Raw genomic sequence first — 15,849 nt, forward strand, 5'->3', positions numbered from 1 at the left:
AGGACCCAAGCGCCCAGAAGAAACATACCATCGAGTCTGTGCGCGCGAGCGGGAAAACCTGCATCGACTGTCATAAGGGAATAGCGCACGAGCTGCCCCAGGGCTATGAGTAAAAAAGACCGGGCTTAACTGACCAGAGTTTGAGTGGAGGGGGGTCCGCCCCCCTCCCCCGCGGCCACGTCTTGATTGGCAACAATGAGCGGTCGCAGGCTCGTTCAAAAGAAGCTTTAGTTAAAGGCTCTTTATAAGAACACGCCTATTCTCTCGACCGCTAGGGCTATTTTCAGAATGTTGATTCTGATCAATTTCTAATTGCGATATATCAATTAAATTAAGCCCAAACGTGCACGAGCGTGCAATTAAGCTTGGCGGATGGCCGTGGTTATTTTTCGGGGTGCTTCATGAGTGTTGATTCTGATCAAATTTCCGATTGCGATATATCAATTACATTAAGCCCAATCATGTGGAAACATGCGGTTAAGGTTGGCGGACGGCGTGGTTACTTCGTGGCCACGGCAACGGCGAAGATGAAAGAAAAGATGATAGGAGATTAAAAATGAAATTCTTGCGGCAAGTAGTAGTCTTGTGCGCGTTCATCGGTGGCCTTGGGGGAATCTCTATCGCGCTGGCGGCGGATCTCCCAACACTGGGCGAAGAGAAAGAACCATCCGCCGGGTTGGCAGCCAAGGATCTCGTTCTCAAGGGCGATGCCAAGTGTACGCGCTGCCATGACGAGACCGACAGCCCCAAGCTGCTCTCGATAGGCAAGACCAAGCACGGCACCACGGCAGACGGTCGCACGCCTACCTGCACAAGTTGTCACGGGAATAGCGAGACACATATGGTGAATGTCACCGCCGGCCAGGTTCAGCCGAAACCCGAGCGCATGTTCACCAAGAACTCGACCACGCCCATCGAGGCACGCAACGATGCCTGTCTCACTTGCCATGACAAGGACTCGAAGCGCTCGCACTGGATGGGGAGCACGCATCAGAGCCGCGAAGTGGCTTGCACCTCATGCCACCAGATCCACACGGCGCACGACAAAGTGCGCGACAAGATTACCCAGCCCGAGGTCTGCTTCACTTGCCACAAGGAACAGCGCGCGCAGATCAACCGGCCCTCTCATCACCCGATTCCCGAGGGCAAGATGGCGTGTTCCGATTGCCATAATCCGCACGGTTCGGTCGGACCGAAACTCATGAAACGCGATAGCGTGAACGACACCTGCTACACCTGCCACATGGAGAAACGCGGGCCGTTCGTCCATACCCACGAGCCGGTCGCTGAAGATTGCTCGAACTGCCATAACCCGCATGGCACCACCGCGGAAAGCATGCTGAAGATGCGGCCGCCGTTCCTGTGCCACCAGTGCCACACGCCGCATGGAGGCCAAGTTGCTCAAATTGCCGGCCAGCATCAGTCCTCGGCGCTCCTCAGCGCAACCACGAGCGGCAAGAGCGGCATCAACTACACCATGGCGCGGGGCTGTCTGAACTGCCATACGCAGGTTCACGGCACCAACAATCCGAGCACAACCAATCCAACCCCGCAGTTCAACTTCCGTTGAGAGAGGGTGATCCATCATGAACAGTGAAAAACAACATCATGGTTTCAGCAAGAAGGTCATGGTCCTCGCGGTGCTCGCGGCCTTCAACCCGGCGTACGGCGCGGAAGGAGATGACATCGCTCAGCTCACCAAGCCTGAAAGCTCGGCGGGTATTGGACTGAGCTACGCCAGCGGCAACAGCAATGAAAAGTCGATCTTCGGGCAATACAACGGCATGCGCCACGGCAACTACTATGGCCAGCTCGATATCGATGCCGTTAAACGCGACGATGCCACGGGCACCTGGACAATCCTCACGGGGCGCAATCTCGGCCTCGACGACCGGGATTTGTCCTTCTCACAGCAAAAACAGGGCGACTGGAAATATTATGCGGAGTACAGTCAACTGTCCCGCTATTATCCGCGCACTATTAATACCGGAATGCTGGGCGCCGGATCGACCAACCCGACTGTCGTGCTTCTGCTCGCGCCCGGGACAGGAACAGAACTGAATCTGGCGACCAAACGCGAGGGTGTCGGTCTCGGCATGGAAAAGTGGCTCACCCCTTCCCTTCAGTTCGAGGCCAACATCAAGAACGAAGACAAGGAAGGCGCGCGCCTGTTCGGAAAAGGTTTTGCCTGCAGCGCCGCATGGGTGACTGCCGGCGTATGCAGCGCGAGCACCACCCAGTGGGCGTTGCTGATGTTGCCCGAGCCGATCAACTCTAATATCCGCCAGCTCGAGGCCAAGCTGAATTTTTCCAGAGATAAATTGTTGCTGACCGGAGGGTATTACGGTTCGTTCTACACCAACGCCTACGGCAACCTGACGCCAAACGTGCCCGGTACCTTGAATAACCCCCTCGGCACGCCAACGGTGCTTGACGCCGGCCTCCGTAACACCTTGGGGTTGCCCATGGCACTGCCGCCCGACAACCAGGCGCATCAGCTTTATCTCGACGGCAACTATGCCTTCACGCCCAAGACCCGCATGACCTTCAAGTACGCGTATACCCATGCCACGCAGACCGACAATTTTCTCGGCAACGGGTTGACGGGCGCCCCGGCCGGCAAGGCCGACTATGGCGGTGTCGTCGATACCACCCTGCTCCAGTTGGGCCTGACGACACACCCCATGCAGAAACTCTCGGTGCTCGCCAATCTGCGTTACGAGAACAGAAAGGACAAGACGCCGCAGGCCCTGTACAGCGTAGATGGGACGGAAGTGTTTGCCAACAGCAAATATTCGTTGAAGAAAATCGCCGGCAAACTGGAAGGGAGCTATCAGTTGCCAGACAACTACCGGGCGACCTTGGGCACTGATTACGAGATGCTGGATCGCGGCGATTTTTCAAGCCCCGGATGTGGCGCTATCGATCCGATAACCGGTGAGTGTACCGGAAGCAGTATCGCGGGAGTTACGGCGGTGCGCGCGAAAACCGAAGAAATCGGCTGGCGTGCCGAACTGCAGCGTTCCATATCCGAAACGCTCACCGGCAGCGTCAGCTACGCGAGCAGCCGCCGCGACGGTGCGTCGAACTGGTTGAAACCCAATAGTCTCCCGGCTACGGGCACCACGGAACTCTCCGACACCCAAATCTATAATCGCACCGGTATTTTTCCGATGATATTTGAGAACCGTATTCGCGATAAGGTGAAGCTGATGGCCGACTGGTCCGCGACCGAGCGGCTGTCGCTGCAGTTCATAGTGGAAGACGCGCAGGATAGTTATGGTGCCCCGACTCAAAAGGGTCTGCGGGATTCCGGCAGCCTGCTCTACAGCATCGACGCGGCACTGACTCTATCCGAAGCGTGGAAGCTGACCGGCTATTGGTCCCAGGGCGATCAGGATATTCGTGTAGCCCACTCCACCGGGTACGATGCCGTGCTGCGGAACCTCAACACCACCCTGGGCATCGGTGTCGCCGGCAAGCTGTCCGGCCGGCTCGCGGTGGGTGCGGATCTGTCGTATCTCAACGATAGCACCAAATATAATGAGACGTTGGATGGTTCAGCCAGCGCAGCTAACAAGACATTTCTCGCTCAGCAGGGAGGACTGCCGGAAGTGTCGTACGACGAGTTCAGGTTGAAGCTCTTCGGCAAGTATGCACTGGAGAAAAACGCCGACCTGCGCGTCGACCTGGTGCATTTCCGGGCGCGGTTGGACGAATGGACCTGGGGATACGGCGGGACACCCTTCACCTATTCCGACAACACGATTGTTTCGTTTGATCCAAAGCAACACGTGACTTACGTTGCGGCAACTTATATTTACAAGTGGCGCTGATTTTGAGAGGAAACCCTGGTCGCGTGAACGTTCCGTAAGGATAGGCGGTGCCGTTGAACACCGACGGTGCCGCCTTGAGAAGCTGCAAGGATAGATGGGACGCGCTCCAACACACGCGCGTTGAGAATACAACTACCCTGGCTCACTGAATTTTCTTCGAATAAGTAACCGGGCGCGCTCGTAACGGTGAAAGTCCGAAGCCCATGCACATCAAGAATGGCCGGACAGAGCACGCCGCCCGGCACTGGACGCCTTGTTTTTGACGCCATTGGTCTCTTCGAGCCACTTCCGGTCGAGGATGCGGATGTAACCTTTCCCACTGCCGATGATTTTCTTGCGGGCGAAATCGGCCATGACGCGGCTCACGGTCTCTTCCGTCAGACCGAGCATCTCGGCGATCTCGCGCCGCGACAGCCGCAACGGCAGCTCGGCGCTCGGGTCGCCGCGCTGCGGAATCAACGACAACAGGAAACTCGAAACCTTCTCCGGCGCGGTCTTCAGCCCGAGATCGCGAATCAAGGATTCGGCCTGATCCAGTTCCTGGCTGAGCGTCTCGATCACGCGCAACGCGATGGCCGGGCTGGCTTCGAGGATTTGACGGAGATCGTCGTGACTGATCTTGCAGGCGACCACGTCGGTGAGCGCCTCGGCGCTGAACGGATAGCGCTGACCCTTGAAAGTCTCAATGCCAAGCAGCTGACCCGCCACCGCGATCCGCACGATCTGCTGCCGCCCATCCGGCATTGAACTCGTGAGCTTGAGTTGTCCGGAACGCAGCGCGAACAGGAAGGCCGCCGGATCGCCCTCGCGGAACAGCACCTCGTGCGGCTCGTACATCTCGCGAATCAGGCGCTCGCGAATCTGACAAACCTGTTCCTTCGTGAGGCCGGGATACATGCGGTCTTCACACAGGGCACAAGCATTGATCTCGCAAGCACAGGTAGCCATATTCTTGATTCTAAAGCCCCGCGTTAATGAAGCCCTACTCCGCTTCGCTTCATTCGTCCTGTCATCATATTTGTTATCGGTGCAGCAGATAACCAAATCTATTTGAGTCGCTCAGACGGGATATTGACCTGCATCAAGATTCACTATAACCGGTCACCCGCCCTGACGATACACATACAAGTTTTACCCTGCTATTCATAGAGATATCCCCGCCCCGCCCGGAAGACTCATGCCCAAGCCCGGGGGCGTGTCAGGCCCGCGACGTGGGTCTGAGAGCGTTGATCCATATCATTCAGGCCCCGGCCGGCGAACGCCAGGCCGCGGTGGCGGTGAACCGATGGGGAAAGGGAATGAGTGTCACGCTCGCCTTATTTAGGGTTTTTAGTGGCGTTATTTGGTCCCTCGGCGGCCTGCAGTTCCTGCGGCGTGTTGATATTCACGAACGCGTCCGCCGTGTCGGAAAAATCCGCCAGCGCCGCGTCTTGCCGTCGCATCCATTCGCCGGCTTCGCGACCGCCACCGACAAGATAATCCTGTAATGACCGGGCCAACGTGCGATGCGCCAGCGCAAACACCGGCTGCATTCGCGCGCCGCAGGTGGCCACGGCCAGTTGCGCCTGTTCGCGCACCAGGGCGGCGATCAGACGTTCGGCCAGATCGGATGGCGGTGCCGGCGTGTCGCAGGGCGCGCTCAGCACCCACGGCGTGTCAGCCGCGCGCAGCGCGCTCAGGATTCCGGCGAGCGGACCATGATAGTCGCCGATCGCATCGGCGATGACGGGTACGCCGTAAGCCGCGTACGTTTCCCGGTTGCGGTTGGCGCTGATGACGAGACGTCCGACCTGCGGCCGCAGTATTGAGATGACATGCTCGATGAGCGGCCGGCCGCGCAACGGGACCAGCCCCTTGTCGGCGCCGCCCAGGCGGCTTCCACGGCCTCCGGCGAGAATAACGCCGGTGATGTCGGAAACAGGGATGCCCGTTGAGGATCTCCCGGCCATGCGTCAGCGGGTCATGAAAATTCCGTGTTCAGCGGAACCGCCATGACCGTTTCTCCCGGCTTAAAACCGGCGCTGTCCGCCTCGACACGAATGAAGCCATTGGTCTCGCGCAGCGGTCCGAGCATGTGCGAACCCTGGCCGCGCAGCGCCGTGGCCATGAGCTTTCCGTTTTCGCTGACCAGATGCGCGCGCAGAAACTCGGTGCGTCCGGGATGGCGGCGGAACTCGTTCGTTGCCGTGGCGGCGAGATGGGGCAGATGCGGGATGCCGTGATGCCAGGCGATGAGCGCCGGCTCGACGAACAGCTTGAACGTCACCAGGCTCGACACCGGATTGCCGGGCAGCGCGAAGAAATGCGTGCGCGTTCCCACGCGCCCGAAGGCGATGGGCTTGCCCGGCTTGATTTTCACTTTCCAGAATTTGATCTGTCCGATCTCGGCGAATACCTGCTTGACCAGATCGTGATCGCCCACCGAGGCGCCGCCGCTGGTGATGACGAAATCGAAATCCGCGGACGATTTCAGCAGCGCGCGCAACGCCGCCGGCTCGTCACGCACCGTGCCGCCGTCCACGGCGTCCATGCCCAGCTCGCGCAACAACAATATCGTCGCCAGCCGATTGGATTCGTATATCTGTCCCGGCCGCAGCGGCGCGCCGGGCGCCACCAGCTCATCGCCCGTGGCGACCACCAGCACGCGCGCCGAAACGTAAACCGGGATTTGCGCCACGCCGGCGGCGGACAACAACGCCAGATCGTAAGCCGAAAGCCTGCGCCCGGGTTGGTACAACACGTCATCCTGGTGGAAATCCTCGCCACGCCGGCGCAGGTGGCTGCCCGGTTGCACGGTTTTGGGAAATACCACCGTATCGCCTTCGAGCTTGATGTCTTCCTGGATCACGACGGTGTCGGCGCCCTCGGGCAGCGGGGCGCCGGTGAAGATGCGCATCGTGGTGCCGGCGGCCAGTCGCCCCGGGGCATCGCCGCAGCGGCACTCACCGCGCCGCGGCAGCACAAAACCGGCGGCAAGCAGATCGGCCACGCGCAGCGCGTAGCCGTCCATGGCGGAATTATCGAACGCGGGGTTGTCCACCCGCGCGCGCAATTCACGCGCGACGAAGCGGCCATGGGCCTGCGCGAGCGATGTCATTTCCGTGGCCGCCGCCGGCGTGACTTCGGCAAGAATCGCGGCGCGGGCTTCTTCCAGGGTCAGCATGCCTAAACGGTAACGTATTTTGCGGTCTGGGCCTATACGCTTACGTGTCGGGCTTGGTTTTGGATACGAACCCTAGCAAAATGAAATTAACCGCCAAGACACCAAGATCGTCAAAAAAACCGTTTTTTAAAGAGCAATGCTTGGCGTTCTTGGCGTCTTGGGGTTCAAAATCAAATTAATTTATAGACTCTTCTTAAGGGTGTTTTCGAAGCGGCGCCCGCGACACCAGGGCGCGCGCCTCTTCGGCGCTTTGCACCCCGATGGCCACCAGCACGCCGTCCACCACCAGCGCCGGGATGGTTCTGAGCTGCAGACGGTCCGCCAGCTGCCGGCCTTCCGGCTCAGCCAGATTGACCACGGAGAATTCCAGTTCGCGTTCGGCCACCACCCCACACCAGACCTTTTCGGCCTGATCGCATGGGGCACATGCGTCGGAAACCAGCAACTGGACTTTCATTCCTCGGTCTGTCTCGTCAGATGGGGCTGCGCGCCGGTGTAGGGCGACAGCGCGTGAAAAGGATGTGCCCGCCACTTTGAATCGGGACACCGTCCACGGCATTGACCTTGGTCAACCGGCCCTGTCTGAGGTTATGATTGCGCCATGAACCGACCCCCGGAGGCGGCCAGCGAATTACGCCGCGCTTACCTGTTCGCCGACATGGCGGATCAGCATCTGGCTGCCCTGATACAAGGCATGCACGATATCCATCTCAACACGGGTGACACGCTGTTCCGGCACAGCCAACCCGCCGAGCGATTCTTCTTCCTGCGCGACGGCATGGTGAAGCTGTTTCGTCTCTCGCCCGAAGGCGACGAGAAAATTATCGAGATCATGCAACCGGGCCAGACCTTCGCCGAGGCGGTGATGTTCATGGGCACCCAGGGGCGCTACCCGGTGAATGCCGAGGCGGTGAGCGAATCGCGCCTCTACGCCATCGAACAGAAGGCCTTTCTCAATTTATTGCGAGAATCGCACGAGGCCAGCTTCGGGCTGCTCGCTTCCCTGAGCCGGCGGCTGCACATGCTGGTGAACCAGATCGAAAGTCTTACGCTGCAAAATGCCACCTATCGTCTCGTGGCGTATCTGCTCGAGCAGATTCCACGCGACGTCAAGACCTCGCCCGAGGTGCAGCTCACGACACCGAAGGGCGTGATCGCCTCGCGTCTCGCGATCCAGCCCGAGACGCTGTCGCGCATCCTCGCGAAACTGCGTCAGCGCGAACTGATCGAGGTGCATGGCAACCACATCACCGTGCGCAATGTGCAGGCGCTGCGCGATCTCGTGCACCTGCCGCCGCAGGATTGATAGCGGCATCAAGGAAAAAATCATGAGTAAAAAAACCAAAGGTCCGTTCGTTGCCCTGAACGTCGCGGTGCTGACGGTCTCGGACACGCGCACGCGCGAAAACGACACCTCCGGCGATCTCCTTCAAGAGCGGCTCACGGCCGCGGGGCACAAGGTCGTGAGCCGCGTAATTCTCAAGGACGACGTCGAAAAACTGCGCGCGCAATTGCGTGCCTGGATTGCCGATAAAAACGTGGATGTGGTCATCTCCACCGGCGGAACCGGACTGACAAAGCGCGACGTCACTCCCGAAGCAGTCGAGCCGTTATTCACCAAAACCATCCCCGGTTTCGGCGAGTTGTTTCGCTGGCTTTCCTACGAGGAGATCGGCACCTCGACCATCGAATCGCGCGCACTAGGTGGCGTGGCCGACAACACGCTTGTTTTTTGCCTCCCGGGCTCGACTGGGGCCTGCCGTACCGGCATGGACAAGATCATTCTGCCGCAACTGGATTCAACCACCGGCCCCTGCAATCTCACCGAGATGCTACCGCGCATCCGCCACGATCCCGCACCCAAATTATAATGGTAAGACGAACGCAGCGCAGCGCAGTAGGGCTACATTTATGACAAGACGAACGAAGCGCCAGCGAAGCAGGACTACATTTACGACTAAGCTCACCCACCTCAAGCCATCCGGCGAGGCACACATGGTGGACGTGGGCGGAAAAGAGGTCACGGTCCGCGAGGCCGTGGCCGAGGGTCTCATCCGCATGCAGCCGGAGACGCTCAGGCTCATCATTGGGGGCGGGCACAAAAAGGGCGACGTGCTCGCGGTCGCGCGCGTGGCCGGTATCATGGCGGCGAAGAAAACCGCGGAACTCATCCCGTTGTGCCACGCCATTCCCCTCACCGCCGTTGACATCGAGCTGACAGCCGATGAAAAGCGGTCTGCGGTGTATTGTCGCAGCACGGTGCGCACTCAGGCCCGGACCGGCGTGGAAATGGAAGCGCTCACGGCGGTCCAGATCGTGCTGTTGACTATATATGACATGTGCAAAAGCGTTGACCGCGGCATGACGCTCACCGATATCGGCCTCGTCGCCAAATCCGGCGGTCGCTCCGGCGACTGGCGGCGTTGAGCGGTTGTTACCCGGGCACACCGGCGCTATGCTGGAAACCCTAATACTCTCTTGCCGAGGAGGTCCTTTATGGAAAAGAACATTGGCAACCTGGACAAGGCGCTGCGTGTCGTCATCGGGATTGCGCTGCTGAGCCTGTTGTTTATCCTGGAAGGCAACGCACGCTGGTGGGGATTGATCGGCATCGGCCCGATACTGACGGTGATATTAGGTTGGTGTCCGGCCTACACCCTGATCGGCGTCAGTACCTGCAAAACCAAACAATCCTGACGCCGCGACGGCGGAACACGGGAGATTCCCGGAATTTTCCCGCGACATCTCCTGATTTTTCCATGCAATCACGCGCGCGAGGTCTTACAATACGCGCTCGCCGACCGGCCCCTGACGGGGACTCACCGGCGGATATTTTTTCCTGAATTCCGCATAACGAATTTTTCATGTCCCGACCTGAATCGCCGCCGGCATTGACATTGAACCACGGCCTCAGCTTCGCTGAGCTTTTCACGCCGGAAGGTCTGAAAAAAATCGACGGCCTGTTCCTCGATCGTCTGCGCGATCACGACACCCGCGCGCGCTCCACCCTGATCGCCTGGCGCGACGGCCGCGAGAAGCTCACGCCGTTGCAGGTCAGCGAGCTGCTGTTGACCTGCGGGCCGGTGCTGGACGATTTCATCACCGGCCTGTTTGGCATCAAAGAGACGATGAAGGCCTCGCAACAACGCACACTGGCGCACGACCCGGTGTTTCATTTCAAGAAATTCTTCGTGCAACGCCGCGCGCGCCGGCGCCTGGTGAAGAAAGAGGAATTTGAAAGTTTTGTCGAGCTGGACGACTGGCTGGCACAAACGCTCAAGCCGGCGGCACGGGATGCTTCCGACCGCGAGCTGGCGATTGCCGAATACGGCGGGCAACTGCTCAAAGACGAAAAGGCCCATGCCGAGGCCATCGAAAAACTGACGCGCTGGTGTATCCGTGCGCTGACCGTCCCGGAAGGCAAGGCCGCGGTGAAAGGCTGGGTCAGTTTCCGCCTGCCGGAAGGGATCGATCACCAGAAGCTGGTCCCGATCGTGCCACTCCACGACGATGTCGGGCGCGTTGCGGGACCGCCCGAGCATCTGCGCGCGCGCGACGGCTTCAAGCTCACCGACCTGCGCATGAATGCGCGCGAGGTGCAGAACGAAATCCATTACTGCATCTACTGCCACGACCACGACGGCGACTTCTGCTCCAAGGGCTTCCCGGAGAAGAAGGGCGAGCCGGACAAAGGGCTCAAGGTCAATCCGCTGGGGGTAGCCCTTACCGGCTGCCCGCTGGACGAAAAGATCTCCGAGATGCACAGCCTGAAAAAATCCGGCTGCACCATCGGGGCGTTGGCGATGATCACGGTGGACAATCCGATGTGCGCCGCCACCGGGCACCGCATCTGCAACGATTGCATGAAGGCCTGCATCTACCAGAAACAGGACCCGGTCAACATCCCGCAGGCCGAGACGCGCATCCTCACCGACGTGCTCGACCTGCCGTGGGGCGTGGAGATTTACGACCTGCTCATCCGCTGGAACCCGTTGCGGCCGCGCCAGTGGCAGCCGAAACCGTACAACGGGCTCAAGGTACTGGTGTTCGGCATGGGCCCGGCGGGCTTCACGCTCGCGCACCACATGCTGATGGAAGGCTTCGCCGTGGTCGGCGCCGACGGCCTCAAGATCGAGCCGTTGCCCGAGAAGCTGGTGCACGAACCGATACGCGATTACACCGACCTCGAGGAAGCGCTCGACACCCGCACTATGACGGGATTCGGCGGCGTCGCGGAATACGGCATCACCAACCGCTGGGACAAAAATTTCCTGAAACTCATATACCTCTCGCTGGCGCGCCGTCCGCATTTCCAGGTATTCGGTGGCGTGCGTTTCGGCGGCACCCTGACGGTCGAAGACGCCTGGAAACTCGGCTTCGATCACATCGCCATCTGCATCGGCGCGGGCCTGCCGCAGGCGCTGCCGGTGCCCGGGAGCCTCGCCCCCGGCATGCGCCAGGCGAACGATTTTCTCATGGCGCTGCAGCTGACGGGCGCGGCCAAGCACGCGAGCCTTGCCAACCTGCAGGTACGCCTGCCCGCGGTGGTGATCGGCGGCGGTCTCACCGGCGTCGACACCGCCACCGAAATACAAGCGTATTACATCGTGCAGGTTGAAAAAATGCTCGAGCGCTACGAGACGCTCGTCAAGGAGAAAAGTGAAAAAGCGGTACGGACCGGGCTCGATGAAGGTGCGCTCGCGATTCTCGACGAGTTCCTCGCACACGGGCGCGCGGTGCGTGTCGAACGCGAACGCGCGAAACAGGCCCGAACCGCGCCCGATTTCCTGAAGCTCATCCACCAGTGGGGCGGCGTCACGATCGCCTACCGCAAGGGCATGAACCAGTCGCCCGCCTACACCCGCAACCACGAGGAAATCATCAAGGCCTTCGAGGAAGGCATCTTCTACGCCGAGGGCCTCGATCCGAAAGAGGCGCGCGTGGACAAGTACGGTCAGGTGGACGCGCTGGTGACCAGGCGACTGCGGCCCGATGCCGACGGCAAGTGGATGGAAACCGGCGAAGAGGTGGTCATCCCGACGCGCGCGATCCTGGTGGCCACCGGCGCGCGTCCGAACGTCGCCTACGAGTTCGAACACAAGGGCCACTTCCACAAGGAGCGCGGCCACTATCAGACGCATCACGACGTTGACGGAAAACTCGAACCGATTCCGGTCGCGGCGCACTGCAAGATGGGCGACTTCGGGCCATTCACTTCGTATGGCGCCGACGATCGCCGCGTGAGTTTTCTCGGAGACACCCACCCTGTGTTCCATGGCAGCGTGGTCAAGGCGGTCGCCTCGGGGCTGCGCACCTATCCCAAGATCGTCGCGACACTCGGAGACAAGGTGGATCAAAAAGGAGATGCCAGGGAGTACCGGCATTTCCGCGTGACCATGGACGAACTACTGGCCGCGCGCGTCGAGTCTGTCAAACGGCTCACACCATCGGTGGTTGAGATCAGCGTGCGCGCGCCCATGGCGGCAAGACGATTCAAGGCCGGCCAGTTCTTCCGGCTGCAAAATTTCGAGACACGTTCCGCGCTCGTGGGCGGCACGCGTTTGCAGACCGAGGCGCTGGCCATGACCGGCGCACGCGTGGACATGGTCAAGGGCACGGTGTCGCTCATGGTGATCGAGCGCGGCGCGAGCTCGCGCCTGGTCGCGACGCTCAAGCCCGGGGAGCCGGTGGCGCTCATGGGCCCGACCGGCGTGCGCGCGACGATTCCCCACGGCGGCGAAACTATTCTTTTCGTCGGCGGCCGTCACGGCGCGGTGCATGTGCAGTCCACCGGCAAGGCGCTGCGCGAGAATGGCAATCGCGTGCTGTTCGTGGGTTGCTTCGACACCGCGCTGGATGTCTTTTGCCAGAATGAAATCGAGGCGGCCGCCGATGCGATCCTGTGGGTTACCGGAAACGGCACCGCCATCAAGCCGCGCCGGCCGCAGGACCGCGCTGTAACGGCGCCGGTATTGGAGGCGATCGTTCAATACGCCTCGGGCAAACTGGGCGAGATGCCGATCAAGCTGGAAGATGTCACGCGTCTGCAGGTGGTCGGCAGCAACCGGCTGGTGCGCCTCATCCGCGATGCGCGGGCGAAAGAACTGGCGCCGTATCTCACGAAAAAACCGGCAACCACCGCCTCGATCAACACGCCGATGCAATGCTGTCTGAAGGGTGTGTGTTCGCAATGCCTGCAGTGGCAGATCGATCCCGCCACCGGCAAGCGCACCAAGGCGGTGTTCGGCTGCTCGTGGCAGGACCAACCGCTCGATGTCGTGGATCTGGATAACCTCGACGAGCGCCTGTCTCAGAACCGGGTTCAGGAACACCTGACCAATCAGTGGCTGGATTTTTTGCTCGAACGCCATAATATAGCGCGTGTTTAAACCGGCTTCGGAGCGGAACTTGTCAACCGGAGAGTGCCTCTAACGTTTATTCCTTAACTCATTATCGCGTTTTTTCATCGGGAGATTTTATGCGTTATCTCATACCGGCTGCCATCATCACCTTATTACTGCTTTCCGGTTGCGCCGGCGGCCTGGGCAGCGGTGATTACTCACGCGAGCAAGCACGCGGAGCCCAGGAGGTTCAGATGGGCGTGGTGGAATTGGTACGCGTAGTGAAGATCGAAGGCACAAAATCCGGCGTCGGCAGTCTGGCCGGCGCCGCGGTCGGCGGTGTCGCTGGCAGTGAAATTGGTCGCGGCAAGGGCTCGATCGTTGGCTCCGTTCTTGGCGCGGTCGCTGGCGGTGTCGGCGGCGCGGCGGTGGAAGAAGGCACTACCCGTCAGAAAGGCATCGAAATTACCGTCAAGCTCGACAGTGGCCGGATGATCGCCGTCACCCAGGCGCCGGACGAAGAGTTCAAAGTGGGCGACCGCGTGCGCATTTTATCCGGCGGCGGCACGACCCGGGTCACTCACTAACCACTTTCTCTGTTTCAAGAAAAACGCCGCCAGCACTATAACTGGTGAGGTGGCGTGCTGTACAAACCGCTATTTTACCAGTTTGGCCTTGACCCAGGATTCGTTCGGCGGCTCACCCGGCTTTTTCCACAGGGTCGAGGCATTCAGGTCATCGCCCTGTATGGTTCCCTGCCATTTGAATTTGCCTTCAGTTTTGCTTACGCCTTTCGCCGTAAAGGTGATCACGTCTCCCTTTTTTCTGGTCTTATAAGCGATACGCTTGAAGCCGATATTCGTACATGCGCTCGAATATAGGGCGCCGTTCTTAAAACTGATTTTCTCTTCACCGCCGGTTTGCAGGCCTTTCACGCCGAGCGTGCCGATATAGGTATGCCCGTCGAGCGCGCCCTTTGTTCCTGCCTCGGCCAGCGACATCATCGAACACATCATCAGGCATAGTATCCACAACGCGATGCTTGTCCTTGCTGCAGTTTTCATGATTCATCTCCTCGTGAGAATGTGGTGGTTTATTTTTTAACTGATCTTTCTACCGCGGCTAGCGGGGTCACACGTCCGCCGCATCACGCTACCAGCCCCACAAGCAATCCACAATCCGAAAAAAAACGGGCGCGTGGAAGCTTACTCTTTACAGGTTACCGTATGACGCGTCCGGTTATTTCCGGAACAACCACAGAAGCAATGACAAAAAAAGACTGAGAAGAATCATGGTCGTGAGGGGAAAATAAAACCGGTAATTACCGCGCTCGATCACGATATCGCCGGGCAGCCGCCCTAACCCCAACTTGGCGAGCCACGGCCAGGCGACTCCCACGATGACGAGAAAAATACCCAGCGTAACCAGAATTCGCGTCATGCGGATGACGTTTCCAGAAACCGCAGAATCTCCTCCTTGCGGTGCATCGCGTCATGGTAGCCCAGATCGATCAATTCCCGGCAGTAGGGTTTTTCGAACAGCAGGTAACTGATCAGATTCGAGCCGTTGCGGTTGAAAGCGCCGAAACCGCGCAGCAGGAAGCGGATCGATCGCGGGAGGTGATGGGCATGGCGCGCGGCGATTTTTTCCAGGTCTTCGCTCGGTGAAATCACGAGCACATCGACATTGCGCAGGGTTACACCGCTTTCGCGCAGGTGGTGCGCCGGGATGAGGCGGATGGTTTTGTTAATGCGCTGCAAGCGTTCGAGATCCGCTTCGAGGCTGTCGAGAAAAATACTGTTCAGCACGTGACCGGCAATCTGGGCGATCGAGGGATATTCAGCGGTCTCGCCACGCACCATCGCGGAGGAATCTTCCTGGCGTACGCCGACCACGAGTACGCGATCCGCGCCCAGATGGAGCGCCGAACTGATGGGCGCCATCTGACGCATGGAGCCGTCGCCGAAATACTCGCGGTTGATCTTCACCGCGGAAAACACGAACGGAATGGCGGACGACGCCATGAGATGATCGAGCGTGATATTGGCCACGCTGCCCACGCGCCGCGCACGTTTCCACATGGTCAACGACGGCGCCCCCTGAAAGAAGGACACGGACTGGCCCGAGCTGTAGCCCGAGGCGGTGATACTCAGCGCGTGCAGAGCGCCGGCATCGATGGATTTCTGGATTCTGGCGAAGGGCATGGTGCGGTAAAGCAAGCGACGCAGCGGGGCGCGGTCGAACAGGGCATGCGGGTTGCGCTGCCCGAGTCCAGCCGCCACCATGGCCGCGAACCAGCGCAGGCCGTTCGCCAGCACGCCGGGGGCATCGGCTCGGAAAACCTGGTCCACGTGAAAATTCTGCCACACGTAGACGAGACGCCGCACGCCTTCATGAAACCGCGTGGCGTAGATGGCGAGCGTGGTGGCGTTAATCGCCCCCGCCGAGGTGCCGCTCAGGATGGGGAATGGATTCGGACAATCCGGAGGAAGCATCTCGGCGACCGCCT

At 60.0% G+C, this 15,849-nt stretch carries 16 protein-coding genes; 9 read left to right on the top strand and 7 right to left on the bottom strand.

Going from position 1 to position 15,849, the window contains the following annotated elements; translation table 11 throughout:
• The 3 genes from ACC569_RS10835 to ACC569_RS10845 all read left to right on the top strand — a co-directional run.
• The coding region (locus ACC569_RS10835; protein WP_372523560.1) for a NapC/NirT family cytochrome c at positions 1–113 on the top strand (113 nt) is incomplete at its 5' end.
• Between the two features lie 443 nt (positions 114–556).
• The gene (locus ACC569_RS10840; protein WP_372523544.1) at positions 557–1,570 is read left to right on the top strand and encodes a DmsE family decaheme c-type cytochrome; all 1,014 of its coding nucleotides are present in this window, start codon (positions 557–559) and stop codon (positions 1,568–1,570) included.
• Positions 1,571–1,586: 16 nt separating this feature from the next.
• The gene (locus ACC569_RS10845) at positions 1,587–3,836 is read left to right on the top strand and encodes an MtrB/PioB family decaheme-associated outer membrane protein (RefSeq protein WP_372523545.1); all 2,250 of its coding nucleotides are present in this window, start codon (positions 1,587–1,589) and stop codon (positions 3,834–3,836) included.
• Between the two features lie 210 nt (positions 3,837–4,046).
• Here ACC569_RS10845 and ACC569_RS10850 read toward each other — a convergent pair whose 3' ends face one another.
• The 4 genes from ACC569_RS10850 to ACC569_RS10865 all read right to left on the bottom strand — a co-directional run bounded on the left by ACC569_RS10850 (position 4,047) and on the right by ACC569_RS10865 (position 7,456).
• Positions 4,047–4,784, bottom strand: coding sequence for a Crp/Fnr family transcriptional regulator (locus ACC569_RS10850; RefSeq protein ID WP_372523546.1), 738 nt, complete (start codon positions 4,782–4,784; stop codon positions 4,047–4,049).
• A gap of 368 nt (positions 4,785–5,152) precedes the next feature.
• Positions 5,153–5,785, bottom strand: coding sequence for a molybdenum cofactor guanylyltransferase MobA (gene mobA, locus ACC569_RS10855; RefSeq protein WP_372523547.1), 633 nt, complete (start codon positions 5,783–5,785; stop codon positions 5,153–5,155).
• A gap of 11 nt (positions 5,786–5,796) precedes the next feature.
• Entirely contained in the window at positions 5,797–6,999 is a 1,203-nt protein-coding gene (glp, locus tag ACC569_RS10860; RefSeq protein WP_372523548.1) for a gephyrin-like molybdotransferase Glp, read from the bottom strand.
• A 193-nt stretch (positions 7,000–7,192) separates the two neighbouring features.
• On the bottom strand, positions 7,193–7,456 hold the full coding sequence (locus ACC569_RS10865) for a thioredoxin family protein (protein WP_372523549.1): 264 nt from the start codon (positions 7,454–7,456) through the stop codon (positions 7,193–7,195).
• Between the two features lie 144 nt (positions 7,457–7,600).
• On the opposite strand from ACC569_RS10865, the gene ACC569_RS10870 reads away from it, so the two are divergent.
• The 6 genes from ACC569_RS10870 to ACC569_RS10895 all read left to right on the top strand — a co-directional run bounded on the left by ACC569_RS10870 (position 7,601) and on the right by ACC569_RS10895 (position 13,927).
• On the top strand, positions 7,601–8,305 hold the full coding sequence (locus ACC569_RS10870; protein WP_372523550.1) for a Crp/Fnr family transcriptional regulator: 705 nt from the start codon (positions 7,601–7,603) through the stop codon (positions 8,303–8,305).
• A gap of 22 nt (positions 8,306–8,327) precedes the next feature.
• Entirely contained in the window at positions 8,328–8,870 is a 543-nt protein-coding gene (gene moaB / locus ACC569_RS10875; protein WP_372523552.1) for a molybdenum cofactor biosynthesis protein B, read from the top strand.
• Positions 8,871–8,910: 40 nt separating this feature from the next.
• Positions 8,911–9,426: a cyclic pyranopterin monophosphate synthase MoaC gene (moaC, locus tag ACC569_RS10880; protein WP_372523553.1), complete on the top strand. Its 516-nt coding sequence runs from the start codon at positions 8,911–8,913 to the stop codon at positions 9,424–9,426.
• A gap of 69 nt (positions 9,427–9,495) precedes the next feature.
• Positions 9,496–9,696, top strand: a complete 201-nt coding sequence (locus ACC569_RS10885) for a DUF2892 domain-containing protein (RefSeq protein WP_372523554.1) — start codon at positions 9,496–9,498, stop codon at positions 9,694–9,696.
• Positions 9,697–9,863: 167 nt separating this feature from the next.
• The gene (locus ACC569_RS10890; RefSeq protein ID WP_372523555.1) at positions 9,864–13,388 is read left to right on the top strand and encodes an FAD-dependent oxidoreductase; all 3,525 of its coding nucleotides are present in this window, start codon (positions 9,864–9,866) and stop codon (positions 13,386–13,388) included.
• Between the two features lie 89 nt (positions 13,389–13,477).
• Positions 13,478–13,927 (top strand): glycine zipper 2TM domain-containing protein, encoded by a 450-nt coding sequence (locus ACC569_RS10895; RefSeq protein WP_372523556.1) that lies wholly within the window; start codon positions 13,478–13,480, stop codon positions 13,925–13,927.
• 69 nt (positions 13,928–13,996) lie between these two features.
• On the opposite strand, the gene ACC569_RS10900 is transcribed toward ACC569_RS10895, so the two are convergent.
• The 3 genes from ACC569_RS10900 to ACC569_RS10910 form a co-directional block, all read right to left on the bottom strand.
• Positions 13,997–14,404: a hypothetical protein gene (locus ACC569_RS10900; RefSeq protein WP_372523557.1), complete on the bottom strand. Its 408-nt coding sequence runs from the start codon at positions 14,402–14,404 to the stop codon at positions 13,997–13,999.
• 175 nt (positions 14,405–14,579) lie between these two features.
• Positions 14,580–14,780, bottom strand: coding sequence for a DUF2905 domain-containing protein (locus ACC569_RS10905; RefSeq protein WP_372523558.1), 201 nt, complete (start codon positions 14,778–14,780; stop codon positions 14,580–14,582).
• Positions 14,777–15,849, bottom strand: a 1,073-nt coding sequence (locus ACC569_RS10910) for a patatin-like phospholipase family protein (protein ID WP_372523559.1), incomplete at its 5' end; no start/stop codon positions are given. The genes ACC569_RS10910 and ACC569_RS10905, both read right to left, overlap by 4 nt.

Source organism: Sulfuricaulis sp. (assembly GCF_041499725.1).
In the GTDB taxonomy this organism is placed as follows: domain Bacteria; phylum Pseudomonadota; class Gammaproteobacteria; order Acidiferrobacterales; family Sulfurifustaceae; genus Sulfuricaulis.

What these genes read in the sequence shown, in the direction of transcription:
- ACC569_RS10840 (WP_372523544.1), top strand. Translation starts at nt 557, where the DNA reads ATGAAATTCTTGCGGCAAGTAGTAGTCTTGTGCGCGTTCATCGGTGGC.
- ACC569_RS10845 (WP_372523545.1), top strand. Translation starts at nt 1,587, where the DNA reads ATGAACAGTGAAAAACAACATCATGGTTTCAGCAAGAAGGTCATGGTC.
- ACC569_RS10850 (WP_372523546.1), bottom strand. Translation starts at nt 4,784, where the DNA reads ATGGCTACCTGTGCTTGCGAGATCAATGCTTGTGCCCTGTGTGAAGAC.
- mobA (WP_372523547.1), bottom strand. Translation starts at nt 5,785, where the DNA reads ATGGCCGGGAGATCCTCAACGGGCATCCCTGTTTCCGACATCACCGGC.
- glp (WP_372523548.1), bottom strand. Translation starts at nt 6,999, where the DNA reads ATGCTGACCCTGGAAGAAGCCCGCGCCGCGATTCTTGCCGAAGTCACG.
- ACC569_RS10865 (WP_372523549.1), bottom strand. Translation starts at nt 7,456, where the DNA reads ATGAAAGTCCAGTTGCTGGTTTCCGACGCATGTGCCCCATGCGATCAG.
- ACC569_RS10870 (WP_372523550.1), top strand. Translation starts at nt 7,601, where the DNA reads ATGAACCGACCCCCGGAGGCGGCCAGCGAATTACGCCGCGCTTACCTG.
- moaB (WP_372523552.1), top strand. Translation starts at nt 8,328, where the DNA reads ATGAGTAAAAAAACCAAAGGTCCGTTCGTTGCCCTGAACGTCGCGGTG.
- moaC (WP_372523553.1), top strand. Translation starts at nt 8,911, where the DNA reads ATGACAAGACGAACGAAGCGCCAGCGAAGCAGGACTACATTTACGACT.
- ACC569_RS10885 (WP_372523554.1), top strand. Translation starts at nt 9,496, where the DNA reads ATGGAAAAGAACATTGGCAACCTGGACAAGGCGCTGCGTGTCGTCATC.
- ACC569_RS10890 (WP_372523555.1), top strand. Translation starts at nt 9,864, where the DNA reads ATGTCCCGACCTGAATCGCCGCCGGCATTGACATTGAACCACGGCCTC.
- ACC569_RS10895 (WP_372523556.1), top strand. Translation starts at nt 13,478, where the DNA reads ATGCGTTATCTCATACCGGCTGCCATCATCACCTTATTACTGCTTTCC.
- ACC569_RS10900 (WP_372523557.1), bottom strand. Translation starts at nt 14,404, where the DNA reads ATGAAAACTGCAGCAAGGACAAGCATCGCGTTGTGGATACTATGCCTG.
- ACC569_RS10905 (WP_372523558.1), bottom strand. Translation starts at nt 14,780, where the DNA reads ATGACGCGAATTCTGGTTACGCTGGGTATTTTTCTCGTCATCGTGGGA.